The sequence below is a fragment of the Woeseia sp. D3-10 genome (assembly GCF_055809415.1).
The window spans coordinates 3,471,120-3,495,445 of record NZ_JBVVTW010000007.1 but is presented as its reverse complement, the minus strand read 5'-3'; the positions used below and the strand labels follow the sequence as shown (position 1 = coordinate 3,495,445).

At 56.6% G+C, this 24,326-nt stretch carries 25 protein-coding genes; 19 read left to right on the top strand and 6 right to left on the bottom strand.

Features of this window, described 5'->3' with window-relative positions:
- Positions 1–105 precede the first annotated feature (105 nt).
- The 15 genes from AC0L8N_RS15900 to AC0L8N_RS15830 all read left to right on the top strand — a co-directional run bounded on the left by AC0L8N_RS15900 (position 106) and on the right by AC0L8N_RS15830 (position 12,994).
- Complete coding sequence (locus tag AC0L8N_RS15900; protein WP_473668935.1) at positions 106–822, top strand: type IV pilus twitching motility protein PilT; 717 nt, start codon at positions 106–108, stop codon at positions 820–822.
- A 91-nt stretch (positions 823–913) separates the two neighbouring features.
- A complete protein-coding gene (locus AC0L8N_RS15895; protein WP_473668933.1) occupies positions 914–1,201 on the top strand; it encodes a hypothetical protein in 288 nt (95 codons plus the stop codon).
- Positions 1,202–1,233: 32 nt separating this feature from the next.
- Entirely contained in the window at positions 1,234–2,295 is a 1,062-nt protein-coding gene (locus AC0L8N_RS15890) for a type IV pilus twitching motility protein PilT (protein ID WP_473668931.1), read from the top strand.
- A 130-nt stretch (positions 2,296–2,425) separates the two neighbouring features.
- Positions 2,426–4,441 (top strand): methionine--tRNA ligase, encoded by a 2,016-nt coding sequence (gene metG / locus AC0L8N_RS15885; protein ID WP_473668929.1) that lies wholly within the window; start codon positions 2,426–2,428, stop codon positions 4,439–4,441.
- Between the two features lie 86 nt (positions 4,442–4,527).
- Positions 4,528–5,109, top strand: a complete 582-nt coding sequence (gene rsxA, locus AC0L8N_RS15880) for an electron transport complex subunit RsxA (RefSeq protein ID WP_068616266.1) — start codon at positions 4,528–4,530, stop codon at positions 5,107–5,109.
- 16 nt (positions 5,110–5,125) lie between these two features.
- Positions 5,126–5,620 (top strand): electron transport complex subunit RsxB, encoded by a 495-nt coding sequence (gene rsxB, locus AC0L8N_RS15875; protein WP_473668927.1) that lies wholly within the window; start codon positions 5,126–5,128, stop codon positions 5,618–5,620.
- Positions 5,617–7,146 carry an electron transport complex subunit RsxC gene (rsxC, locus tag AC0L8N_RS15870; RefSeq protein ID WP_473668925.1) on the top strand — a complete coding sequence of 510 codons (1,530 nt, stop codon included), beginning with the start codon at positions 5,617–5,619 and terminating at the stop codon, positions 7,144–7,146. Before rsxB ends, rsxC begins: the two co-directional genes overlap by 4 nt.
- A gap of 4 nt (positions 7,147–7,150) precedes the next feature.
- Entirely contained in the window at positions 7,151–8,212 is a 1,062-nt protein-coding gene (locus tag AC0L8N_RS15865; RefSeq protein WP_473668923.1) for an RnfABCDGE type electron transport complex subunit D, read from the top strand.
- Positions 8,209–8,862, top strand: coding sequence for an electron transport complex subunit RsxG (gene rsxG / locus AC0L8N_RS15860; protein ID WP_473668921.1), 654 nt, complete (start codon positions 8,209–8,211; stop codon positions 8,860–8,862). The genes AC0L8N_RS15865 and rsxG overlap by 4 nt, the downstream gene beginning before the upstream one ends.
- Positions 8,859–9,536, top strand: coding sequence for an electron transport complex subunit RsxE (rsxE, locus tag AC0L8N_RS15855; RefSeq protein ID WP_473668919.1), 678 nt, complete (start codon positions 8,859–8,861; stop codon positions 9,534–9,536). Before rsxG ends, rsxE begins: the two co-directional genes overlap by 4 nt.
- A 6-nt stretch (positions 9,537–9,542) precedes the next feature.
- On the top strand, positions 9,543–10,187 hold the full coding sequence (gene nth / locus AC0L8N_RS15850; protein WP_473668917.1) for an endonuclease III: 645 nt from the start codon (positions 9,543–9,545) through the stop codon (positions 10,185–10,187).
- Positions 10,187–10,612, top strand: a complete 426-nt coding sequence (locus tag AC0L8N_RS15845; protein ID WP_473668915.1) for a DUF1841 family protein — start codon at positions 10,187–10,189, stop codon at positions 10,610–10,612. The genes nth and AC0L8N_RS15845 overlap by 1 nt, the downstream gene beginning before the upstream one ends.
- Positions 10,613–10,703: 91 nt before the next feature.
- A complete protein-coding gene (locus tag AC0L8N_RS15840) occupies positions 10,704–11,570 on the top strand; it encodes an HvfB family MNIO-type RiPP peptide maturase (protein ID WP_473668913.1) in 867 nt (288 codons plus the stop codon).
- Positions 11,563–12,339: an HvfC family RiPP maturation protein gene (locus tag AC0L8N_RS15835; RefSeq protein ID WP_473668911.1), complete on the top strand. Its 777-nt coding sequence runs from the start codon at positions 11,563–11,565 to the stop codon at positions 12,337–12,339. The genes AC0L8N_RS15840 and AC0L8N_RS15835 overlap by 8 nt, the downstream gene beginning before the upstream one ends.
- Before the next feature lie 49 nt (positions 12,340–12,388).
- A complete protein-coding gene (locus AC0L8N_RS15830) occupies positions 12,389–12,994 on the top strand; it encodes an HvfX family Cu-binding RiPP maturation protein (RefSeq protein ID WP_473668909.1) in 606 nt (201 codons plus the stop codon).
- A 40-nt stretch (positions 12,995–13,034) separates the two neighbouring features.
- Here AC0L8N_RS15830 and lpdA read toward each other — a convergent pair whose 3' ends face one another.
- From lpdA to aceE, 3 genes are read right to left on the bottom strand one after another with little or no spacing between them, the layout of a single operon-like run.
- Entirely contained in the window at positions 13,035–14,789 is a 1,755-nt protein-coding gene (gene lpdA / locus AC0L8N_RS15825) for a dihydrolipoyl dehydrogenase (protein WP_473668907.1), read from the bottom strand.
- 22 nt (positions 14,790–14,811) lie between these two features.
- Positions 14,812–16,464 (bottom strand): dihydrolipoyllysine-residue acetyltransferase, encoded by a 1,653-nt coding sequence (locus tag AC0L8N_RS15820; protein ID WP_473668905.1) that lies wholly within the window; start codon positions 16,462–16,464, stop codon positions 14,812–14,814.
- A gap of 34 nt (positions 16,465–16,498) precedes the next feature.
- The gene (gene aceE / locus AC0L8N_RS15815) at positions 16,499–19,162 is read right to left on the bottom strand and encodes a pyruvate dehydrogenase (acetyl-transferring), homodimeric type (protein WP_473668903.1); all 2,664 of its coding nucleotides are present in this window, start codon (positions 19,160–19,162) and stop codon (positions 16,499–16,501) included.
- 179 nt (positions 19,163–19,341) lie between these two features.
- On the opposite strand from aceE, the gene AC0L8N_RS15810 reads away from it, so the two are divergent.
- Both AC0L8N_RS15810 and rnt read left to right on the top strand, forming a co-directional pair.
- Positions 19,342–20,856 (top strand): M17 family metallopeptidase, encoded by a 1,515-nt coding sequence (locus AC0L8N_RS15810; RefSeq protein WP_473668901.1) that lies wholly within the window; start codon positions 19,342–19,344, stop codon positions 20,854–20,856.
- Between the two features lie 25 nt (positions 20,857–20,881).
- The gene (gene rnt / locus AC0L8N_RS15805) at positions 20,882–21,562 is read left to right on the top strand and encodes a ribonuclease T (protein WP_473670195.1); all 681 of its coding nucleotides are present in this window, start codon (positions 20,882–20,884) and stop codon (positions 21,560–21,562) included.
- Between the two features lie 10 nt (positions 21,563–21,572).
- Here rnt and grxD read toward each other — a convergent pair whose 3' ends face one another.
- The 3 genes from grxD to AC0L8N_RS15790 form a co-directional block, all read right to left on the bottom strand.
- Positions 21,573–21,893 (bottom strand): Grx4 family monothiol glutaredoxin, encoded by a 321-nt coding sequence (grxD, locus tag AC0L8N_RS15800; protein WP_473668899.1) that lies wholly within the window; start codon positions 21,891–21,893, stop codon positions 21,573–21,575.
- A gap of 85 nt (positions 21,894–21,978) precedes the next feature.
- Positions 21,979–22,320 carry a BON domain-containing protein gene (locus AC0L8N_RS15795; RefSeq protein WP_473668897.1) on the bottom strand — a complete coding sequence of 114 codons (342 nt, stop codon included), beginning with the start codon at positions 22,318–22,320 and terminating at the stop codon, positions 21,979–21,981.
- A gap of 70 nt (positions 22,321–22,390) precedes the next feature.
- Positions 22,391–22,582 (bottom strand): DUF1289 domain-containing protein, encoded by a 192-nt coding sequence (locus AC0L8N_RS15790; RefSeq protein WP_473668895.1) that lies wholly within the window; start codon positions 22,580–22,582, stop codon positions 22,391–22,393.
- Between the two features lie 307 nt (positions 22,583–22,889).
- On the opposite strand from AC0L8N_RS15790, the gene AC0L8N_RS15785 reads away from it, so the two are divergent.
- Together AC0L8N_RS15785 and nadC are read left to right on the top strand one after the other, a co-directional pair.
- Positions 22,890–23,411, top strand: coding sequence for a urate hydroxylase PuuD (locus AC0L8N_RS15785; RefSeq protein WP_473670193.1), 522 nt, complete (start codon positions 22,890–22,892; stop codon positions 23,409–23,411).
- A 64-nt stretch (positions 23,412–23,475) separates the two neighbouring features.
- Complete coding sequence (gene nadC, locus AC0L8N_RS15780) at positions 23,476–24,321, top strand: carboxylating nicotinate-nucleotide diphosphorylase (protein ID WP_473668893.1); 846 nt, start codon at positions 23,476–23,478, stop codon at positions 24,319–24,321.
- Positions 24,322–24,326 lie beyond the last annotated feature (5 nt).

Below are 24,326 nucleotides of genomic sequence, written 5' to 3'. Positions count from 1 at the left end.
TCCACCTAGGATAGCTCGTTACTGGCCCGCCCCATGTCAGCATCAGCACTACGCGATGCTGACAAGTGCCATTGCGTACGTAATAAGAACAGTGAGTGCGAATTCATGCCACGTATCGATTCATTCCTGAAACTGGGACTTGCTCAGGGCTGCTCAGACGTCCATCTCGCCGTTGGCGTACCGCCGATGCTGCGCATGAACGGCGACCTGATGCCGATCAAATTTCGGGAATTGTCCGATACCGAGCTGGAAAGTTACGTACAGGAAATTTTGAGCGACTCGCAACGCGAGCACTTTGACACCGGCCACGATCTCGATTTCTCTTACGTGGGGGAAGACGGCGGCCGGTTTCGTGTAAACCTGTTTCGCAAAGCGAGCGGCGTTGGCGCCGTTTTTCGCTACATTCCGAATGAAGTGCCCACGCTTGATTCACTGAATTTGCCGAGCGCTTTGCGCGACTTCTGTGATTACCACCAAGGCATGGTTTTGGTCACTGGCTCCACCGGTACCGGCAAGTCCACAACACTTGCGGCGATGATCAACCACCTGAATCAAACACGGAATCTCAACATCATCAGCCTGGAAGATCCGATCGAGTTTGTTCATCCCAGCAAGAACTGTCAGGTGATTCAGCGCGAACTGGGCACGCATTTGACGAGCTTCGCCGATGGCGTTCGCTCGGCAATGCGTGAAGACCCGGACGTCATCCTGGTCGGTGAGTTGCGTGATGCCGAGACCATATCCATGGCGATGACCGCAGCGGAAACGGGGCATTTCAGTCCTCGGCACTCTGCACACCACGGGTGCGGTAAAAACCATTGATCGCATCATCGACGCGCAACCCGGCGAACTGCGCGAACAGACCAAGAGCTTTCTCGCGCAGAGCCTTAAAGCGGTGGTCACGCAAATACTCGTGAAGACCCCCGACGGACGCGGCCGTAAAGCCGTGCTGGAAATACTTGTAAACAACCGTGCGATTTCCAAGTTGATCATGACCGATCAGTCACACCAGATTCCTGCCCAGCTTCAAACCGGACGCGATCAGGGTATGCAACTGCTGGATCAGGCATTAATGGAGTGCATCGAGGCACGCGAAGTCGATCCGGACGACGCCATTCGCTACGCCAGTGACAAGCGCACGTTCAAACGATTTGTAACCGACACCGGCATATTGCCGGTACTCGATGGCGAAGGCAGCTGACCGGGCACGCGTAGCACAGGAATTCCGATCCTTTGAACAAGATTGACACTTACCTGAAGACAGCTCTCGAGCGCAGTAGCTCGGATCTGCATTTCATTTCCGGCGATCCGGCACGCGTCCGTGTACACGGCGCACTGCAAACTCTCAGTCAGGATGTTCTGACCACCGAATTTGTCAAGGAAGCCATTTACGAGATCATGAGCGGCACGGTGCAGCGTGATTTTGAGAAAGACGATGCAGTGGATTTTGCCTATGAAATCCCTGAGATTTCGCGTTTTCGTGTCAACGTAATGCGCCATTTGAACGGCGTCGGCGCAGTGTTCCGGGCGATACCGTCCACGGCCCTGTCGCTGGAAGACCTGAAAATGCCGGAGGTCGTCAGCAATCTGTGCAAACAAACGTCTGGCCTGATTCTCGTGACGGGAAAAACCGGCTCCGGCAAGTCAACCACGTTGGCAGCCATGGTGGACTTCATCAATCGGCGCTTGAAGGGCCACATTCTGACGGTTGAGGACCCCATCGAATTTGTACACGAACGCAAGGGTTGCCTTATCAGCCAACGCGAAGTCGGCGTCCATGCAGAGTCATTTGCATCAGCGCTGCACTCCGCTTTGCGCGAGGACCCGGACGTCATTCTGGTCGGCGAGCTGCGCGACCTCGAAACGATGAGTGTCGCCATTACCGCGGCAGAAATGGGCATCCTGGTCATGGGGACATTGCACACCAATGGCGCCGCGCCCACGGTTGATCGTATCGTCAACAGCTTCCCGGCCGACAAGCAAAGTCATATCCGGACCATGTTATCCACCTCCCTGCGCGGCGTAATCTCGCAGCAATTGCTGCCGACGAAACACAAGCCAGGCCGTATCGCTGCGCTGGAAATACTGGTCAACACTTCGGCTGTGGCCAATCTGATTCGCCAGGGCAAACTGGATCAGCTGGAAACTGCCATGCAAAGCGGTGCTTCCGTCGGCATGCAGACCATGGACTCCGCATTGATGGACCTCGTCGAACGGCGCTTCGTGTCCGGCAAAGAGGCCTACCAGCAAGCCAACAATAAAGTGAAGTTCCAGCAGGTCAAAGACCAGAAGTAATTCATTACCCAGACCGCCCGCTGACCTGCGCCAGTACTCTGAGACTTACTGGCAGCTCGTCGGAACTGTCATCCGAAGCGCCACATCGTGGCATAATCGCCGCTTTTAGCCGGAACCCAGCCTGAAAGCCATGACAGCCAGCCCTCGCCAAATTCTCGTCTCCAGCGCATTACCCTATGCGAACGGCTCCATTCACCTGGGTCATCTGGTGGAGTACATCCAATCGGACATCTGGGCACGTTTTCAAAAACTGCGTGGTCACCAGTGCACCTACGTTTGCGCCAGCGACGCGCACGGCACGCCGATCATGATCCGCGCTCGCGAAGAAGGCATCACGCCGGAACAGTTGATTGAGCGGATTGCTGCCGAACAGCTCGCAGACCTGCAGGCATTCGACGTCGATTTCGACAATTTTCACACCACGCATTCAGAAGAAAACGAACAACTCGTTTGCCAGATGTTCGAAGCCTTGCGTGCTGCAGGTCATATCTACACGAAGACCATCGAACAAGCGTACGACGAAACGAAAAACATGTTTCTGCCGGATCGTTTCGTCAAAGGCACTTGCCCGCGGTGCAAGACTGAGGATCAGTACGGTGATGCCTGCGAGAACTGCGGTGCAACCTACACGCCGGATGAGGTCATTGATCCCATCTCTGTCCTGTCAGGCACCCGACCGGTCTGGAAAGAATCCGAGCATTATTTTTTCCGCCTTTCTGAATTTACCGAACAATTGCGAACCTGGATCAACGACGCGAAATTACATCGCAACATCACCAGCAAACTGGAGGAGTGGTTCGATAGTGGCCTGCAGGACTGGGATATCTCCCGGGATGCGCCCTACTTCGGATTTCGCATCCCCGGCACGGAGAACAAGTACTTCTACGTCTGGCTCGATGCGCCTATGGGCTACGTTGCGAGCTTCCTGAACCTTTGTAAGCGTCGCGACGATCTTGATTTTGACGCCTACTGGAAAGCCGACAGTCAGCACGAGGTCTATCACTTCATCGGCAAGGACATCGTCTATTTTCACACCCTGTTCTGGCCTGCGGTCCTGCAAGGCTCTGGCATGCGTACGCCAAGCAGCGTGTTCGCACACGGCTTTCTGACGATCAACGGCAAGAAAATGTCGAAGTCGCGCGGTACGTTTATAAATGCGCGGACCTTCGCGGATCACCTTGACCCAAACTGCCTGCGCTACTACTACGCTGCCAAGCTCGGTTCAGGCATGGAAGACATCGACCTCAATCTGGAGGACTTCGTCGCCCGTGTGAATTCCGACCTGGTCGGCAAACTGGTCAACATCGCAAGTCGCTGCGCCGGCTTCATCAGCAAGAACTACGCCGGTCAACTTTCGACCTCGCTGGACGATGATGCACTGTTCGCCGAATTTGTCGCCGAGGCCGAGACCATCGCCAATGCCTACGAGGCCCGCGAGTTCTCCAAAGCCATGCGTTCTGTCATGGCTTTAGCTGATCAGGCGAACCGTTACATCGAACAGAAAAAACCGTGGCTCATGGTGAAAGACGCCTCGGCTAAAGACGAAGTTCAGGCCGTTTGCACGCAGGGCCTGAATCTGTTTCGCACATTGATGATTTACCTGACACCGGTCATACCGGATCTCGCCGGCAAATCGCGGGAGATGTTCAATGAACCGGCGTGGCGCTGGGACGATGCAACGACACCGCTGTTGGGCGCCACCATCCGGAAATTCAAACCCTTGTTAACTCGCGTCGAAGACAAGCAGATTAAGGCTATGGTTGAACAATCCAAAGACACCGCAAAAACTCCGGCAGCGGCGCCAACTCCGGCGGACAACGGCATGATCACGATCGACGATTTCATGAAAGTCGATCTGCGGGTCGCCCGCATTGAAAAAGCGCAAGCCGTTGAAGGGGCCGATAAACTCCTGCAATTGACCTTGAGCCTGGGTGAAGGCGAACGAAACGTGTTTGCGGGCATAAAATCAGCTTATGCAGCGGAAGAACTGATTGGCCGTCACGTCATCGCTGTCGCCAATTTGCAGCCAAGGAAAATGCGTTTTGGCGTCTCTGAAGGCATGGTGCTGGCCGCAGGCCCGGGCGGCAAGGACGTATTCCTGCTGTCCGTGGACGACGGCGCTGAACCGGGCATGCGGGTCAAGTAAGCGCAGGCGACGCGCGCGAACATAAGCACTACAATAGTGACCGGTTCGTAACAGCCGCTGCGCCGTTGGCGCATCGTCGTCAGACTATGACAGACATCATCCTTATTCTCGTCAGCACCGTACTGGTCAACAACTTTGTGCTGGTGCGCTTTCTGGGTCTTTGCCCTTTCATGGGCGTGTCGCGGAATCTCGAGGCAGCGCTCGGCATGTCACTCGCAACGGCGTTTGTACTGACACTGTCTGCCGCAGTCAGCTTCCTCTTGCACGAATATGCGCTGAAGCCCCTTGGGCTCGAGTACCTGCGGACCATTGCGTTCATTCTCGTCATCGCCGCAAGCGTGCAGTTCACCGAGATCATGGTACGACGTTTGAGCCCGCTGCTGGACCAGGTGCTGGGCATTTACATACCGCTGATTGCGACAAACTGTGCCGTACTGGGCGTAGCCCTGTTGAACGTGCAGCAGGCCACGGGCTTTTTGCAGGCACTGTTCTTCGGCTTCGGCGCCGCCGCAGGTTTCGCGCTGGTCCTCACTTTGTTCGCCGCATTGCGGGAGCGACTTGAAGCCGCCGACGTACCCTTGCCGTTCCGCGGCACCGCTATCGCCCTGATCACCGCTGGCATGATGTCGCTGGCGTTTATGGGCTTTTCCGGCATGGCACGACCATGATGAGCACAGGTGTCTCATGTGGTTAGCGGTACTGCTGATAACCGCGATCGCGTTATTTGCGGGCCTTGTGCTCAGCGTGGCAGCACGCCGCCTGCCCGCTGACAGCAACGACCTCGTTAATACTGTCAACGGTCTGCTGCCGCAAACACAATGCGCTCAATGCGGGTATCCCGGCTGCCGTCCTTATGCCGACGCCATCGTCAGCGGAGCAGCCGACATCAATCTGTGCCCGCCTGGCGGAGACGAGACAGTACAAAGACTTGCCGGGCTCCTCGGTAAAGAGCCCCTGCCGCTGGCGACCGAGCCCAGCAGTGACATGAAGCATTCACTGGCTGTTATCGACGAATCGCTGTGCATCGGCTGTACGCATTGCCGCGACGCCTGCCCTGTCGATGCCATCGTCGGTGCGCACCAGTTCATGCATACCGTACTCGCTAGCGAATGCACAGGCTGCGAATTGTGTCTGCCGCCCTGCCCGGTGGACTGCATCAGCATGGTGGACGCGCGATGAGCGCGCCGACATTTGACCTTGGCCAATTGCACGGCGGTTTGCGTCTGCCAGGCGAGAAAGCCGTTTCGACGACCGCGGCCATCAAGCGATTGCCACTCCCGGACCAGTTGATACTGCCGCTGGCACAGCATGTTGGCGAACCTGCACAGCCGGTTGTCAGCATTGGCGAGACCGTGTTGAAGGGACAGACCGTCGCGGAGGCCGACGGCGTAATCAGTGCACCCGTACATGCGCCGTCGTCGGGCAAGGTCATCGCGATCGAACCCTGGCCGGTCTCAAGACGTTTGGGTGACAAAGCGCCCTGCATCATCATCGAGTGCGACGGTGAAGATCGCGCATACGAAGGCAACGAAAAAATCGGCGATTTTCGCGAACTCAGTCGCGAGACTTTGCTGCAGCGAATCATGCTCGGCGGCATCGTCGGCCTGGGCGGCGCGGTGTTTCCAACCGCGCAGAAATTGATGCAGGCCATTACTGCCCCCCTGCAACATTTGATTCTGAACGGCGTCGAGTGCGAACCCTATATCAGCTGCGACGACATGTTGATGCGGGAATTTGGCAGCGATGTGGTCAAGGGCGCGCAGGTCATCATGCACGCACTCGACATTGCCAGCTGCTTTGTCGTCGTCGAAAGTGACAAGCCGGAAGCAATTGCCAGCATCGGCAGTGCGCTGGCGGAGCTTGCCGATCCGCGCCTCGTACTAAAACAGGTACCGACGATTTATCCGTCAGGCGGTGAAGACCAGCTCGTGCAATTGGTTGCCAACCGGGAAGTGCCAAGTGGCGGTCTGCCAAGTGATGTTGGGTGTGTTGTTCAGAACGTCGGCACGGCGGCCGCCGTGCATCGCTGGATCAATTTGGGCGAGCCTCTGATATCCCGCGTGACCACCGTAACCGGTGACGGCATAAAAGAACCTTGCAACGTACTTGCACGTATCGGCACACCGCTGTCCGCCGTAACAGCAGCCGCAGGCGGATACACAGAGCGCGCAGCCACACTGGTCATAGGCGGCCCAATGACGGGCAAGTCGATCAGCAATGACCAGGTACCGCTGGTCAAGGCAACGAACTGCGTGCTGGTACTTTCACAACCGCCGTCGATCGGCAGCGAATCACCGTGCATTCGCTGTGGCGAATGCGCGGAAGTTTGCCCGGTACAGCTGCTACCGCAACAACTGTTCTGGTACGCCTGTGCCGACAACGAAGTAAAGCTGCGCGAATACGGGCTAACGGATTGCATCGAATGCGGCTGTTGCGACCTCGTCTGCCCCAGTCACATTCCCCTGACCGCGGATTTTCGCCAGGCCAAGGGCCGCGTGCGTGAACTCGCTGATGAAAAAGCTCGAGCCGAACGCGCCCGGCAACGATTCGAATCCCGCAATGAGCGCCTGAGCCGGGAGCAAGCGGAGCGTGATCAGCAATTGGCTGCGCAAAAGCGCACCGCGCAGAAAGTCGGCCCGGACGCCATTAAGGACATGCTCAAGCGCGCCGGGCAAAGCAAACCGTCAGCGGATAAGGAAGAATAGCGGTATGGAATTCGAACGCCGCGAAGCTCCGTTTGTCACGCCGCCCACCGACGTGGCCGCCATCATGCGCCAGGTCTTGCTTGCGCTCGTGCCCGCTGCATTGGCCTATGTCTGGTTTTTCGGTCCTGGCTTCATTCTGAACCTGATGATCGCCGCGCTGTTTTGTGCACTCGGCGAAGCCGCGATGATGCGTATTCGTGGCCGATCAGTAGAGACAGCGCTGGGCGATTACAGCGCCATGGTCACGGCCGTGCTACTGGTCTTTGCCTTGCCGGCACTGACACCCTGGTGGGTAACCGCAACGGGCGCGCTGTTCGCGGTAGTGATTGCAAAACACTTGTACGGCGGACTGGGCTTCAACATTTTCAACCCGGCGATGGCCGGCTACGTCGCGGTTATGGTGGCCTTTCCCATGTACCTGAACCTCTGGACACAGCCGCGTATGGGTGATCTCGACTATCACTACCTTACGGTGCTTGAAACAGTCCGCTACACGCTGACCGGATCGTTACCGGACTACCTGAGTTTCGATGCCATCAGCCGTGCGACTCCACTTGATACGGTGAAAGCCGGGCTGAACAACATGCGTACCTTCAGCGAAATTCAGGCCCTGCCCAGCATGGGCGATTTTGGTGGCCGCGGCTGGGAGTGGATTGCCAACTTTACGGCGATCGGTGGCGCCTGGCTGTTGCTCAAGAAAATCATACGCTGGCACATACCCGTTGCGGTCCTGATGGGATTGTTAATACCCGCAGGTGTCATGTACTTCATCGAGCCTGGCATCAGCCCGGGACCGGGTTTTCACCTGTTCAGCGGCGGCACCATTTTGTGCGCCTTCTTCATTGCCACGGACCCGGTGTCCGCGGCAACCAGCACTCGCGGCCGGTTGGTGTACGGCTTTGGAGTTGGCTTCATGATTTTCGCCATTCGTCGCTGGGGCAGTTACGCGGACGGCGTAGCGTTCGCTGTACTACTGATGAATCTCGCCGTACCGGCCATTGACTACTTCACCAAGCCAAGAATCGTTGGGCACCCACGACGGCGCGAGCGCGGCCAGAGCGAATGACACCAGCCGACGATAACAAGGCATCCGTGTGGAGCAGTGGCGTGATACTTGCCGTACTGGCCGCCGTTTGCACACTCCTGGTTTCCTGGACTCACCGAGTAACTGTCGATCGGATCGAGGACAATCGGCAGGCGTTTCTCGAGGCTAGCCTTGCTCCGGCACTTGGCGGTCTTTACTACGACAGTCAATTGTCGAAGTCAGCAATAGAAATTGAACCGCCGCACGAACTGCCTGGCAATGGCCCGATTTCCGTTTATCGTGTCTACAACGGCGAGCAGCCGGTCGCTGCCCTGTTCGTCGTCACCGCACGCGATGGTTTCTCTGGCCCTATCCGGCTGCTGATCGGTATCGACGTCGACGGCAGCCTGAGCGCCGTCAGGGTACTGGAGCACCGGGAAACACCCGGGCTTGGCGACCTGATTGAATCCACGAAGTCCGATTGGGTCGAACAATTCCCGGGAAAATCACTGGGCGAACCTGGACGAGAGCAATGGGCGATTAAGCGCGACGGCGGCGTGTTTGATCAGTTGACCGGCGCGTCCATCACACCGCGTGCCGTTATCAAAGCCGTCAAAGAGACCTTGGTATACTTCGAGTCACACAAGGACGACGTATTCCGACAAGAAGTGACAGAGGACGCTGACGAATGAGTGATACGTTGCTGACAAGGATGCGCAACGGCTTGTGGGATCAGAACCCCGGCCTCGTGCAATTGCTCGGCCTGTGCCCTTTGCTTGCCGTAACCACCAGCTTCGTCAACGGACTGGGGCTCGGTATTGCCACACTCCTTGTCCTGAGCGCATCGAACGTACTCGTGTCCGCAACCCGGCGTTTCATACGCAGCGAAATCCGCATTCCGATGTACGTTCTGATTATTGCGAGCCTCGTGACCTGTATCGAACTTTTGTTCCAGGCCTGGCTACCCGCGCTCGATCGCTCATTGGGAATTTTCATACCGTTGATAGTGACCAATTGCGCGATTGTCGCGCGGGCTGAAGTCTACGCCTCTCGCCACCCGGTCGGCGCCAGCCTCGCCGACGGACTGGCCATGGGCAGCGGTTTTGCGCTGTTGTTATGCGCGCTCGGCGCCTTTCGCGAACTTATTGGACAAGGGACGATCCTGGCCCGCCTCGACATGCTGTTCGGCGGTGAAGTGATGCCGGGCCTGACGTTGTTCGATGGCGGATTCTTGCTGGCAATCCTGCCGCCCGGTGCGTTTTTCAGCCTGGGACTTGCTGTTGCGCTGAAAAACATAGCCGATGAACGCCGCGCGCAGCGTAACCAGCAAACGCTGGCCACTCGTCAATTTCACAGCACTCAGTAGCACACCTTGAATAAAGAAAAACGCACAGAAATCTACCGGCGGCTACGCGAGCAAAATCCCAAGCCAACGACCGAGCTTAACTACCGTACGCCGTTCGAACTGCTGATCGCAGTCATACTCTCGGCACAGGCCACTGACGTCGGCGTCAACAAGGCAACAGATAAACTCTATCCGGTGGCCAATACGCCGTCCGCCATTATCGAGCTGGGTCTGGACGGACTGAAGAGCTACATAAAGACCATCGGTCTGTTCAACACCAAAGCGAGCAATGTCATGAAGACCTGCCGTTTACTTGTTGAAGAGCACGGCGGTGAAGTCCCACGTACGCGTGAAGAGCTGGAAGCACTACCGGGCGTCGGTCGCAAGACCGCGAATGTAATTCTTAACACCGCCTTCGGTGAGCCAACGATTGCCGTGGACACACATATTTTTCGCGTTTCTAACCGCACCGGCCTGGCCAAGGGCAAGACGCCACTGGAAGTTGAGAAACGACTGACTCGACTCACTCCGGACGAATTCAGATTGGATGCGCACCACTGGCTGATCCTGCACGGTCGCTACACCTGCATTGCGCGCAAACCGAAATGCGTGGATTGCGTCATTAACGACCTCTGCGAATACCGCGGCAAAACCGTATTGGCAGGCAGCTAATGATATTCGGTCAGGACCGCAACGAATTGCGCCAGATGTATATCGACGCCTGGCAAAAGGTTCAGGACAAACAGCCGGTCAGCCCACTGGAGGCACAGATTGCTGCGGTGCTGGAAGACCATCCGGAGTACCACAAACACGTCCGGCAGGACGCGGTTGACGCTGACTTTATGCCTGAAGCGGGTCAAGTAAATCCCTTTCTGCACATGGGCTTACATCTTGCGCTTCGCGATCAGCTGCAGACCGACCGGCCGAGTGGCGTGCGCCAGCTTGCCGAGCAGATTCGTCGGCTCGCAAAGGACCCACACGATGCAGAGCACCGCATGATCGATGCGCTGGCAGAAACCTTGTGGGAAGCGCAACGTGATGGCATTGCGCCTGATGAACAACGTTACATTGAACGGCTAAGGCAACTATTGCGCTGAACCTGCCGAGCGCCAGCCTGTCTCTGTAATAATCTCACCTGTTCGCAGGTCAATTGTATCGATGCGTACTGCAACCGGGAGTACCCGTAACATGCCCAACACGACGAGTCCTTACCCTGTTTCCGGAGCCGGACTTGGACTGCGTCGCGGGCTGATCGATCAGTTGATGTCGAATCCGCCGAGCAACGTCGACTTCATGGAGGTCGCGCCGGAAAACTGGATTCATGTCGGTGGCAAACTCGGCAAGAAGTTTCGCTACTTCACTGAACGCTACCCGTTTCTTATCCACGGTCTTTCACTCAGCATCGGCTCACCTGCGCCGCTCAATGAAGCGTTGCTGCGCGATGTGCGCGACTTCATGAAAGAGCACAACATTCAGTCATACTCCGAGCACCTGAGCTATTGCGGCGACGACGGGCAGCTTTATGACCTGATGCCCATACCGTTCACTGAAGAAGCCGTGCACTACGTCGCGGCACGCCTACGCCGGGCACAAGATATTCTGGGCTGTCGTATGGCGATAGAGAACGTTTCTTACTACGCCCCTGTCGATTCGACACTGACGGAGACTGAGTTCACGTTGGCCGTGCTTGAAGAAGCTGACTGCGACCTGCTGCTCGACATTAACAACATCGTTGTGAACAGCATCAATCACGGCTATGACGGTCTGGACTTCATGCGTGCCATGCCCGCGGAACGTCTGCGCTACTTTCACCTTGCGGGTCACTACGTCGAAGCCGAGGACCTGCGCGTAGACACGCACGGCGATGCCGTCGATGACCAGGTCTGGAAACTGCTCCGTTCTGCCTACCAACATTTCGGTCCGGTACCAACACTGCTGGAGCGGGACTTTAATTTCCCACCGGTTGCCGAGCTGTACGCCGAGGTGCAAACGATCAGGGACATGCAGGCCGCTAACCTCGATGCGGCAGAACCGGCAGGTAGCCAGCATGGCTGACATTCCGGCATTCCAGAAAAAGCAGTACGCCTTCGCGGCGCATATTCGTAACCCTGAACAGGCACCGGCACCGGACGCCATTGAAGACCGTCGCATGGCGATCTACAGAGAACTGTTTTTCAACAATCTCTTTAAATTGCTCGGCAGTACGTTCCCGGTTCTGAAGGCGCTCTACGGGGACAGCGGTTGGCGGCGGCTGGTTCGCGCATTCATGATCAGCCACCAGGCGCAGACGCCCTACTTTCTGGAAATTCCGAAAGAGTTCATTGCGTTTCTCCAGGACGAATACGAACTAACGCAAGATGACCCACCGTTCCTTATCGAACTCGCGCATTACGAGTGGGCGGAACTCGCCTTGTCCGTTAGTGATGAATGCAATGACTTGTCGCGAATAGACAGCGACGGAGATCTTCTGCAGGGCGTTCCGATCAAGTCCGTACTGGCCTGGACCCTTGCCTACCAGTTTCCGGTTCACCGGATCGACACGGCCTACCAGCCAGACGAAGCGCCGGAGCAAGCAACGTTTCTGTCCGTCTATCGCAAAGACGACGATGAGCTGGGTTTCATGGAACTCAATCCCGTTACCGCGCGCCTGCTGGAACTGATCACTGACAATCCAGAGCAGCGCAGTGGCCGGGAGATCATTCTCGGTCTCGCTCAGGAAATCGGTTATTCCGACCAGAACGCACTGCTCGAACACGGTGCTGTGGCGCTGCAAGACATGCGCACGGCCGGAATACTGCTGGGCACAGTCCGCGAACCGGACTGACTCCGCAGACGTTGTATCAACACCCCCTCAACTGACAGAGAGAGCCACTATGCTGACTATCATGAATCGCTTACGCGGCTTGCTTGATACCACCCGGGCCGTGGATTTTCTGGGCCCGCTCGCATTGCGGCTCTATCTGGTTCCGGTGTTCTGGATCGCCGGCACTAACAAATTGGCAGGTATGGACAACGTTATCGCCTGGTTCGGCAATTCTGACTGGGGCCTTGGCCTGCCATTCCCGACCCTGATGGCATACCTCGCCGTTGGTGCTGAAGTGCTGGGAGCTGTCGCTTTGCTGCTCGGACTCGCGACTCGCTGGTTCGCGATTCCGTTGATGGTCACGATGCTGGTCGCTGCTTTCAAGGTTCATTGGGCAAACGGCTGGCAGGCGGTTGCGGATGCACAGAGCCCGTTTCCAGGCGCGGATATTGACGGCGCCATGCAGCGACTGGATAAGGCTAAAGACCTGCTGCGCGAACACGGCAACTACGACTGGCTGACAGAAGCCGGCAATTTCGTCGTATCGAACAACGGCATTGAATGGGCTATCACCTACTTCGTCATGTTGCTGGCCCTGTTTTTCACAGGCGCAGGCAAGCTGAGTCTGGACCACCTGTTCGCGCGCTGGCTTGACAGCACGGCCGTACGCATTTGATTCGAAAACGACAGTGCGTGGCAGCCAGGGCCGTAGTTGACTAGCGTTTTTTCCGCGGCATGTATAAATCGGTCAGCGAGCCGTCGAAACCTTCGGCCGCAAAGGCAATGGTTTCCGACAGCGTTGGATGCGGGTGAATAGTCAGACTGATGTCCGCCGCATCCGCGCCCATTTCTACCGCGAGGCCGATCTCCGCAACCAGATCACCGGCATTCGGTCCGACGATGGCGCCGCCAAGAACACGTCCCGACGTTTTATCAAATAACAGTTTGGTAAAACCTTCAGACCTGCCGAGCGACAGAGCACGACCACTGGCGGCCCACGGAATCTGAATTTTCTCGAAGTCGACGCCGTCTTTTTTCGCTTCGGTTTCAGTCAGACCACACCACGCGATTTCCGGGTCCGTGTAGGCCACTGACGGGATCGTGCGAGCATCGAACGCGACATTCGCGCCATGCGCAACTTCTGCTGCAACTTTGGCTTCATGAGTGGCCTTGTGCGCCAGCATGGGACCGCCGGCCAGATCACCAATGGCGAATATGTGCGGCACATTGGTGCGCATCTGTTTATCGACCTTGATGATGCCGCGCCCGTCGACATTCACGCCGGCGTTCTCGGCCTTAAGCTTGTCGCCATTCGCGCGCCGACCGACAGCAACCAGCACCCGATCGTATATTTCTTTGTCCGGTGCACCGTCGCCCTCGAAACTCACTTCAATGCCGGGCGTAGTTGCACGCATGCCGGTCACTTTTGTGCCCAGCATGATCGCTTCGTAGCGTTTGTCGACGATTTTTCGGAACGGTCGCAACAGATCCTGATCGGTTCCCGGCATCAGGGTATCGGTAAGCTCGACCACGCTGACTTTGGTGCCCAGCGCCGCGTAGACGCAGGCCATCTCCAGGCCGATGATTCCGCCGCCAACCACCAGCATGCGCTTGGGTAACGGATCGAGTTCCAGCGCACCGCTTGAGTCGACGATACGTTCGTCATCGGGCAGGCCAGGAATCATCGCACTCTCTGAGCCGGCCGCAATTATGCATTTCTCGAAATCGATGGATTCGCCGGAGTCGAGTTCAAGCCGATTGGCCGACTGGAAACTGGCGACGCCGTGCACCACTTTGACTTTGCGCTGCTTCGCTAGTTGCGTTAGGCCGCCAGTCAGCTTTCCAACAACTTCGTTTTTCCAGTCCCGCAGTCTTAGAACATCGATCTTGGGCTTGCCGAACTGCACACCGTGGCCCGCCATCGCCTCAGCCTCATCGATAACTTTTGCCGCATGCAGCAGTGCCTTCGAAGGAATACAGCCGACGTTCAGGCATACGCCGCCCAATATCGGCCAACGCTCGACCAGCGTCACGTTCATACCGAGATCTGCCGCACGAAATGCAGCCGTATAACCGCCAGGACCCGCACCGATTACAACCAGTTCCGTTGTATGTGTTGCATCACCAGCTGCTGCCGGTTTGGCGCGCGGCGATTGTACCGCTGGTGCTGCAGCGGCCGGACTTGCGTCAGCACCGTCAGCAGCATCTGAATCCGGACTTGAACCTGAGCCGTCCGCAACATAGTCCAGCACGGCATCGCCTTGCGACAAGCGATCGCCAGCCTTGACCCGCAACTTACTGACAGTGCCTGCCTCAGTGGCCGGCACGTCCATGGTCGCTTTGTCCGTCTCCAGCGTTACGACCGGGTCTTCCACTTGCAGGGCATCGCCGACCTTGACCAGGACTTCAATGACTTCGACATCAGCGAAATCGCCAAGGTCAGGAACGGTTAGGGTCTTGTCTTTACTCATGTTTTCGAATTGGCCTGCGTTGTTACGGGATCGCTTCCAGCATTGCATCGACATCCGTCAATGCCTTCGACAGGAAGGTGGTGAAGCGCGCCGCGTAGGCGCCATCGATAACTCGGTGATCATAAGAGAATGACAGCGGCAGCATCAGCTTCGGCTCGAACGCTTTGCCATTCCACACCGGCTGCATGCTAGAGCGCGATACACCAAGTATCGCCACTTCAGGTGCGTTGACGATCGGCGTAAATGCAGTGCCACCAATTCCGCCCAAGCTGGACACAGTAAATGTTGCGCCCTGCATCTGGTCTCCCTTCAGCTTGCCATCGCGCGCCGCACGCGACAGTTCACCGAGCTGCTCCGCCAATTCATAGACATCCATCTTATCTGCGTTCTTGATCACCGGCACGACCAGTCCTTGATCAGTATCCGCCGCGAATCCAAGGTGATAGTACTTCTTGTACACCAGCGCACTGCCGTCTGCTGACAACGATGCGTTGACCTTAGGAAACTCCTGCAATGCGCCGATGCAGGCTTTAATTATGAAGGCCAGTGGCGTCAATGAAATGCCGCGTTCTTTCGCCGCACCTTTAAGTGCTTGGCGACGCTCTTCAAGTTCGGTGATGTCCGCCAGATCATGCTGCGTTACGTGCGGCAGATTGATCCAGCTGGCCTGCAGACGTGGCCCCGATATTTTCTGTATACGCGTGAGCGGCTGCGGATCGATCTCGCCGAATTTCGCGAAATCAACGACCGGCACTTTCGGCAACGAGCCGGTACCAGCACTCGACTGCCCGCTCAGGACACTCTTGACGAACGCTTTGACGTCGTCGTGCAGGATGCGCTTCTTCTCGCCGCTGCCTTTAACCTGTACCAGATTAACGCCCAGTTCGCGTGCGAGCTTGCGCACCGAAGGGCTGGCATGCGCCTGCGAGAAACCGGCCTCTTCGATCGGCGGCAGTTCACGAGGGACGTTCGACTGAAGCGGCGCAGCCGCTGCTGGTGCTGCAACGGCAGGTGCCGTATTTGATTTCTGTGCCTTTTGTTGCGGTTGTTCCTGCTGCCCGCTCTTGGCTGGCGCACCGGCGACAGCATCAATCACGGCCACAACCGCGCCTTCAGACACTTTGTCACCCACTGAAATACTGACCGACTTCACAGTCCCGGCGACCGTGGACGGCACGTCCATTGTGGCCTTGTCCGTTTCAAGCGTGACGAGAGAGTCGTCGACTTTAATTTCGTCGCCAGGACTGACCAGAACCTCAATAACTTCTACGTCCGCGAAGTCACCAATATCGGGTACGACGACCGATTGTTCACCACCCGCCGCCGCATCGTCTTCCGCGCCATCGTCGGCGGCATCAACAGAAACGCCATTGCCGGCCTCGGGCGTTGCTGATTCAGTGCTCGCCTCGGCAGCGTCTGCATCACTGGTCGCCGCTTCAGTCTTCATCCGGCCGATCGTGTCACCGCTCGACACGCGATCGCCAACTTTAACGGACAACGACTCTATTACTCCGTCCGCTGCCGCTGGCACGTCCATTGTGGCTTTGTCCGTCTCCAGAGTAACAAGGCCGTCTTCGCGCGCTACCTTGTCTCCGGCGGATACCAGGACTTCGATGACTTCTACGTCAGAAAAATCACCAATGTCCGGAACGATAATGTCTGTACTGTCCGACACTCAGTTACTCCAATTACAAAATTTCTTGTTTCAGTTACAACGTAACCGGATCGGGCTTCTCGGGATCGATTCCGTATTTCTCGATTGCCTGAGACACGGTCTTCTGGTCGAGCGCACCGTCGTCGGCCAACGCTTTAAGCGCAGTTACGGCGATGTAGCGCTTATCAACCTCGAAGTGTTGACGCAAAGCTTTGCGCGCATCACTACGGCCGTATCCGTCCGTTCCCAACGTTACATAGCTCCCGGGTATCCAGCGCTGAATCTGATCCGGCACTATCTTCATGTAGTCAGTCGCGGCTATATACGGACCCTTCCGATCTGCAAGACAGGTTTCCACGTAGGTTTTCTTCTTCGGGTGTTCCGGGTGCAGTTGGTTCCAGCGTTCTACAGCAAGCGCCTCGCGACGTAACTCGTTAAAACTGGTTACCGACCAGACGTCCGAGGGAATACCGAAATCCTTCTCCAGCAACTCGGCAGCGCCGATTACTTCACGGAGAATAGTGCCCGACCCCATCAACTGCGGCCGAACTTGCCCCTGGTCGCCGACCTGCAGCAAATACATGCCTTTCAGAATGCCGTCCTCGACGCCACTCGGCATCGCCGGATGCACGTAGTTTTCGTTCATGCAGGTGATGTAATAGAAAACGTTTTCCTGCTCGCCGATCATCCGTCGCATACCGTCCTGGATAATCACTGCCAGTTCATAGGCGTAGGTCGGATCGTAGGACACGCAATTCGGCACCGTCGACGACATCACCAGGCTGTGACCGTCCTGATGCTGCAAGCCCTCGCCCGCAAGCGTCGTACGCCCCGCCGTACCACCGATCAGGAATCCACGCGACTGCAAATCCCCACCGGCCCAGATGAAATCACCGATGCGCTGAAAACCGAACATCGAGTAGTAAATATAGAACGGCACTGTCTGTACATCATGATTGCTGTACGAAGTACCCGCTGCCAGCCAGGAGCAGAATGCGCCTGCTTCGTTGATGCCTTCTTCGAGGATCTGGCCTTTCTTATCCTCGCGGTAGAACATCAGCTGATCCGCATCCTGAGGCGTATACAACTGACCTTTCGATGAATAGATGCCTACCTGACGGAACATTCCTTCCATACCAAACGTACGTGCCTCGTCGGGCACGATGGGTACGACGTGTTTGCCAATCTGCTTGTCGCGTATCAGCGAGGACAGGATGCGCACGAACGCCATAGTCGTGGACGCCTCACGCTCGCCGGTGCCCTCAAGCTGAGACTTGAACATTTCCAGCGGTGGGACAGGCAGTGGCTTGGACTTCATGCGCCTCTGCGGCAGATAACCACCGAGTTTCTTGCGACGCTCGTGCAGGTATTCAATCTCATCGCTGTTCGGCGACGGCTTGCAGTACGGAACGCTGTCGATGTCCTTGTCCGACACTGGAATATTGAAACGATCGCGGAACGCTTTGAGCGCTTCAACATCCAGCTTCTTCTGCTGGTGCGCAATGTTCTGGCCTTCGCCCGCTGCGCCCATGCCAAAACCTTTCACTGTCTTGGCGAGAATTACCGTTGGCTGACCTTTGTGATTGACCGCGGCGTCATACGCTGCATGCACCTTGAGCGGATCGTGGCCACCGCGATTCAGATGCCAAATTTCGTCGTCCGACATGTTCGCAACCATCTCGGCGGTTTCCTGGAACTTGCCGAAGAAGTTTTCGCGAACGTACGCGCCGCCTTTGGACTTGAAGTTCTGGTATTCGCCGTCGACACACTCTTCCATTACCCGGCGCAATGTACCGTTGTGATCTTTCGCCAGCAGCGGGTCCCAGCGTGAGCCCCATATGACCTTGATGACATTCCAGCCTGCACCGCTGAATGCCGCTTCAAGCTCCTGAATAATTTTGCCATTGCCGCGTACCGGACCGTCGAGGCGCTGCAAATTGCAATTGACGACGAAAACCAGATTGTCGAGCCCTTCCCGCACGGGCATCGTAATCGCGCCCATCGACTCGGGCTCGTCCATTTCGCCATCACCCATGAATGCCCAGACTTTGCGATCACTCGCCGGAATCATTTCCCGGTTCTCGAGGTAACGCATGAAGCGCGCCTGGTAAATCGCCATCATCGGGCCAAGCCCCATCGACACCGTTGGGAACTGCCAAAAGTCCGGCATCAACCAGGGGTGCGGGTACGAGGACAGACCGTCACCGCCAACTTCCTGGCGAAACCGATTGAGCTTGGCTTCGTCCAGCCTTCCTTCCAGATAAGCACGCGCATATATACCGGGCGACGAATGCCCCTGCATGAAAATCATGTCCCCCAGATGGCCATCTGACGGCGCGCGCCAGAAATGGTTAAAACCGATTTCGTATAGCGTTGCTGATGACGCGTAGCTCGAAATATGGCCGCCGTACTCTGAATTCTTGCGATTCGCCTGAACCACCATGGCCATCGCATTCCAGCGTATGTACGCTTCGATGCGGCGTTCTATGGAACGATCACCCGGATACTCCGGCTGACGGCCGGTCGCAATGGTGTTCAGGTATGCCGTGTTCGGACTGTAGGGCAGATAGGCCCCCGATCGCCTAGAAAAGTCGATCATCTGATTCAGCAGGTAGTGAGCTCGTTCCGGGCCGTGTGTGCGCAGAACCGAATCAATGGATTCTAGCCACTCACGGGTTTCTGTAGGGTCAATATCGTCAAATCTGCTGAAATCGCTCATAAACTGTCCAAAAACCTTCCTACGTGAATTTACAGCTGGAAAATGGCGGCGTGAATTCGCACAACTGTCCTGCTAGGATCACCGCTCTGTCGCACCGCCCAAATCAATAACGCAGTGTAGTGCCCGCGCTACCGGAGCGCGTATTATGGCCTATGCTGACGACAAAGGTTAGTACCCCGATGCCAAGTTTTCCCGCAGGTGAGTTCACTGGAGCCAAAATCAAAGTAATCCAGTCGCCAGGATCTCCAACAGCACGAAATATCAACAATACCGATCAACTGGTCATAATCATTCCAGCAAAAGCCAAGAAGGCAGTCTGGGATGAGCTACCCGACAGTAACAAACTGCAGGAACTCTGCAAACGTGCGAAAGACGGTCACGTCCCGACCGTAAGCAGTCGGCTGACGAATAAGCGGCAGAGCGGCGTCCATGTGGGCACGCTCGCTGCAGACTCCTCGGCGTTCGACACATTGAGTTTCGCTCGCAAGATGATCGCGGCCGCGTTAACAGAAAAAACCTCCAGCGTGTCGCTCTGGATCGCAGGTTTCGCGGACGAGCAACAGGAATCAATCGCTGAAAATTTCATTGCCGCAGCTTTAGCGGCAGGCTTCGTCATGCCAACGTGCAAGAGCAAATCGGGCTCACAACCGTTCACAACGTTGCGTGTAATTGGGCTTGGCAACAAGTTGGATTTGGCTCGTGTGCAGGCTGAAGCAGCTGGCAATAATTTGGCCCGCGCGCTAACCAGTATGCCGCCCAACAAGCTCGATGCGACGGCGTATTGCGACATTTTGCGTTCGCTGGCAAGAGATCGCGGCTGGCAATTCAAACAGTTCAGCACCGCCGAACTTAAGAAGAAGGGCGCGGGTGCCTTTCTCGCAGTTGCCCAAGGCAATGATGACGACAGCGCGGCAATCATTCGCCTGCGTTATCGACCCAGCAAGAAGAAAGTGAAGTCCCCTGCACTCTCGCTCGTCGGCAAAGGCATTATCTTCGACACCGGCGGCACGAACCTGAAACCGTTTAATTCGATGCTGGAAATGCACATCGACATGGGCGGCAGCGCGGTCGCTGTCGGCACTTTGCTGACCATTTCGGAACTCCGTTTGCCGCACGCGGTGGACTGCTGGCTGGCAATTACCGAGAACCGTACCGGACCGCGCGCCTACAAATCGCAGGACGTAGTCACGGCCGCCAATGGCAAAACGATTCAGATCATCCACACAGACGCTGAAGGCCGAATGGCACTGGCGGATGTGCTGCATTTCGCCAGTGAAGACAAGCCCGGCCTGATAATTGACTACGCTACGTTGACGGGCGCGTGCATGAATGCCGTCACAACGCGGTACAGCGGCGTTTTCACTAATCGACCCGATTTGCACCCGGTATTGAAGCGCAGTGGCCGTGACAGCGGCGAACGTGTGTGGCCGTTCCCGGTCGACAAAGAGTTTCTCGCCGAACTGAGCAGTGAGACCGCTGACATTAAACAGTGCTCACCGAACGGTGGTGGCGACCATATTCTTGCGGCCACGTTCCTGAACGAATTCGTAGCGAAGGACGTGCCCTGGGTACATGTCGACCTGAGCGCCTGCATGCGCAAGGGCGGCCTCGGACATATTCCAACCACGATCACCGGTTTTGGCGTACGCTTCACGATGAACCTGCTGCTTGATCAGCACATGCTGAAGTCCTGAGCAGACACTTTCTCTATCAAACAGGATATCTGTGAGTAAACCATTCGCAATTGCCGATCGATTTCGCGGCTTTTTACCCGTTGTGGTCGATGTAGAGACGGGCGGCTTCAACTCGAGAACAGACGCACTGCTTGAGATTGCGGCGGTGTTTGTTGAAGCCCATGCCGACGGTACTCTCGTGCGCGGCGACACCGTTCGCTATCACGTAAAGCCGTTCGAAGGCGCGAATATGGAGCCAGCATCAATGGCTGTGAACGGTATCGATCCCGATCATCCGCTTCGCCCCGCAATCGACGAGCGGGATGCGTTGCAACGGGTATTTCGTGAAGTACGACGCGCGGTAAAAGAGGCCGGCTGCAGTCGCGCCGTGCTGGTCGGCCACAATGCATCGTTCGACCTCGGCTTCGTCAATGCCGCCGTAGAACGTACTGCTATCAAGCGCAATCCGTTTCACCCGTTCAGCTCGTTCGACACCGCAACCTTGTGTGGCGTCACTTACGGTCAAACCGTGTTAGCTCGCGCAGTTAAGGCCGCTGGTATGGCCTGGGACGAGTCACAAGCCCACTCGGCGGCCTACGATGCAGAAATTACGACCGACATCTTCTGCGATATCGTCAACCGCTTTCGCCCGGTCTACGACTCGGTCAATTCGGAATCCGACTGGGAAACAATCAAGAAAGAGACCGACAGCGCCGGTCTCGGCTGACGCCTGTTGCTCAGGCGCCCGCTTCTTCGCCGTTCAGCAGCGTCTGCAGTTCGCCCGAACGGTACATCTCAACAATAATATCGCAACCACCAATCAGCTCACCGTTGACATATAACTGCGGGAACGTCGGCCAGTTTGAATACGCCTTGAGTCCCTCGCGAATTTCCGGGTCCTCGAAAATATTGACGAACGCGAATGGCTTGCCGACTTCTTTGAGCGCAGCCACTGTCTGGCCGGAAAAGCCACACTGAGGAAAGTCCGGTGTGCCTTTCATGTACAGAAGCACAGGGTTTTCTTTCAATTGCGATTCGATTCTCTCGTTTACGTCCACTTTTTCAATCTCTCTTCAATTTTTGATTCGGCGCCGATCTCTATAGATAAGACCGACAGATTCGTTATCAAGTGCGCTGGCTCGCTTAGCGCGAATTAACCACCTTAAGTTGGTTATCCACGGCGACTACGGCATCCACTTCGTTCGCAACGGCCTCGGCCCGCGCACGAGCAGCGTAACTTCCCACCGTGCCGCGCAAGGTGACACGATTCTCGTAGGTATCGACGTTGACATTAAAAGCACTGACGGTCTTGTCGGCAATGAGTCGACTCTTGATCGCCGCTGTTGTCGCGCCATCGCGGGTTACCTGAGCGGCTGAGCGCTCATCTTTCCCGAGTTGATACCCGCCTGCCGCCGCGCCGCCCACCATCAGGGCGGTACATCCAGACAGCAGCATCAGCCCGCACGCTATCAGCAAAATTCGCATGAGTGGATCGTCCCTCGTAGCAACCGGTCGCGAATTGTACGTCAGATGCCCTCGCCATGTGCAAGCTTGGCTATTGGCGGCGGGCCGGCAATTCATCAATCAATAGCCGCTGTTCTTCGGCCGTCATTCGCGACCAGCCTACGATCTCCGCCAATGTACGCAAACAGCCAAGACAAACATTCTGATCATCCAGGGTACACACGCGGGTACACGGCGATGCCGGGCGCCCCTGCGGCAGGGCGTTCGAGGCAGGCTCATCCACGTCTGGACAGCCCTGTAAGGAGCTCTGCTTTTTTATTGTTTTTCATTAACTTAAAGTCTGCGACAACACTCGAACCATGGCGCCCAGGCGTCCTCAATGAGTCAGGATTTTAAGCCCGCCAGCCACTATAATAGCGCCACAATCGGCCAGAGCGAGGGCACACGCCCTGAGTATGACAACAGAACGATAACGACAACCAATTGTCAGGGAGATAAGAATAATGAATCCATTGAATACCGTTGCCGGAACCATCGTCGGTGGCATCGTACTTGCCGTCATCGTCATTTTTGCTACCTCGGGCGTTGCAATGCCTGCAACTGCGGGAACCTTCATCCTCTGGTTGCACGTGCTCGCGGGCGTGACCTGGATTGGCCTGCTCTACTATTTCAACTTCGTGCAGGTTCCCGCGCTGGGCGAGGCTGCCAGCGACGAAGGCGGCCCGGGCGGCGCTGGAATCACCAAGTACGTAGCACCTCGCGCGTTGTGGTGGTTTCGCTGGGGCGCGCTGGTAACCTGGCTAAGTGGCGCCTCCTACCTGATGCACAACCAGCAATTTGCCAACGCGTTTACGCTCGGTATGCTCGGCGACATGCCGAATGCTTATGCAATGACCATCGGTATCGGCGCATGGCTCGGCACATTGATGCTGTTCAATGTCTGGGTCCTCATCTGGCCCAACCAGAAAAAGGTACTGGGTATGGTCGAGGCCACGGCCGATGAAATCGCCAAAGCAAAACGCGTAGCGTTTCTCGCCTCACGTTCCAATACACTTATGTCAATTCCTATGGTGATGAGCATGATCGGCGCACACCACGGCTTCAGCATGTAAGCAATACCACAACGCCAACAGTGAAGCCCGGCCTAGTGCCGGGTTTCTTATTCCAGGATGATTGATGCAAACAGCACTACAAGCAGTAATCGAAGAAAATGTAAATGCGGCCCTGAGCGAAGACCTGGGCAGTGGCGACCTCACGGCTGCATTGGTGCCCGCTGATCAGATAGCTGACGCACGCATTATCGCCCGCGAGGACATGGTATTGGCGGGTCAGCCGTGGGCCGACAGGGTTTTTCGGGCGCTCGACGAAGACGTAAGAATCACCTGGCGGGTTCGTGACGGCGAAAGATTGGCCGCTGGCGACACGCTGTGCACTCTCCGTGGCGCGGCCAGAGCGTTGCTAAGTGCTGAACGAACTGCATTGAATTTTCTGCAGACACTTTCTGCGACGGCGACGGCGACTGCACGTTACGTTGCCGCTGTTGCACACACCGACGCCAGGATACTCGATACACGCAAGACCATTCCCGGATTACGAAAAGCCCAAAAATACGCAGTCACTTGCGGTGGCGGTCAGAATCACCGGATCGGGTTGTTCGATGCGATCCTGATCAAGGAGAACCACATCGCCAGTGCTGGCAGTATCGCAGCCGCTGTCAATCGTGCGCGGGAAATCAACGCCGACGTTATGCTCGAAGTCGAAGTTGAAACAATCGCACAACTTGATGAGGCGCTGGCCATTCGTGTACGCCGCATTCTGCTCGACAATTTTTCAATGGCCGATTTGCAGGCCGCTGTACTTCGCAATCGAAAGCACGGTGACAAGGCAGCGGAACTGGAAGCCAGCGGCGGCATGACTATTGATGATCTGAAAGCGGTTGCCGAAACCGGGGTCGACTTTATTTCGGTAGGTGCGCTGACCAAGCACGTGCATGCTGCCGATTTATCGATGTTGTTTGACTAGCCGGA

Coding starts and splice junctions, on each gene's coding strand:
- AC0L8N_RS15900 (WP_473668935.1), top strand. CDS start 106: ATGCCACGTATCGATTCATTCCTGAAACTGGGACTTGCTCAGGGCTGC.
- metG (WP_473668929.1), top strand. CDS start 2,426: ATGACAGCCAGCCCTCGCCAAATTCTCGTCTCCAGCGCATTACCCTAT.
- rsxA (WP_068616266.1), top strand. CDS start 4,528: ATGACAGACATCATCCTTATTCTCGTCAGCACCGTACTGGTCAACAAC.
- rsxB (WP_473668927.1), top strand. CDS start 5,126: ATGTGGTTAGCGGTACTGCTGATAACCGCGATCGCGTTATTTGCGGGC.
- rsxC (WP_473668925.1), top strand. CDS start 5,617: ATGAGCGCGCCGACATTTGACCTTGGCCAATTGCACGGCGGTTTGCGT.
- AC0L8N_RS15865 (WP_473668923.1), top strand. CDS start 7,151: ATGGAATTCGAACGCCGCGAAGCTCCGTTTGTCACGCCGCCCACCGAC.
- rsxG (WP_473668921.1), top strand. CDS start 8,209: ATGACACCAGCCGACGATAACAAGGCATCCGTGTGGAGCAGTGGCGTG.
- rsxE (WP_473668919.1), top strand. CDS start 8,859: ATGAGTGATACGTTGCTGACAAGGATGCGCAACGGCTTGTGGGATCAG.
- AC0L8N_RS15845 (WP_473668915.1), top strand. CDS start 10,187: ATGATATTCGGTCAGGACCGCAACGAATTGCGCCAGATGTATATCGAC.
- AC0L8N_RS15840 (WP_473668913.1), top strand. CDS start 10,704: ATGCCCAACACGACGAGTCCTTACCCTGTTTCCGGAGCCGGACTTGGA.
- AC0L8N_RS15835 (WP_473668911.1), top strand. CDS start 11,563: ATGGCTGACATTCCGGCATTCCAGAAAAAGCAGTACGCCTTCGCGGCG.
- AC0L8N_RS15830 (WP_473668909.1), top strand. CDS start 12,389: ATGCTGACTATCATGAATCGCTTACGCGGCTTGCTTGATACCACCCGG.
- lpdA (WP_473668907.1), bottom strand. CDS start 14,789: ATGAGTAAAGACAAGACCCTAACCGTTCCTGACCTTGGCGATTTCGCT.
- aceE (WP_473668903.1), bottom strand. CDS start 19,162: ATGAGCGATTTCAGCAGATTTGACGATATTGACCCTACAGAAACCCGT.
- AC0L8N_RS15810 (WP_473668901.1), top strand. CDS start 19,342: ATGCCAAGTTTTCCCGCAGGTGAGTTCACTGGAGCCAAAATCAAAGTA.
- AC0L8N_RS15795 (WP_473668897.1), bottom strand. CDS start 22,320: ATGCGAATTTTGCTGATAGCGTGCGGGCTGATGCTGCTGTCTGGATGT.
- AC0L8N_RS15785 (WP_473670193.1), top strand. CDS start 22,890: ATGCCTGCAACTGCGGGAACCTTCATCCTCTGGTTGCACGTGCTCGCG.
- nadC (WP_473668893.1), top strand. CDS start 23,476: ATGCAAACAGCACTACAAGCAGTAATCGAAGAAAATGTAAATGCGGCC.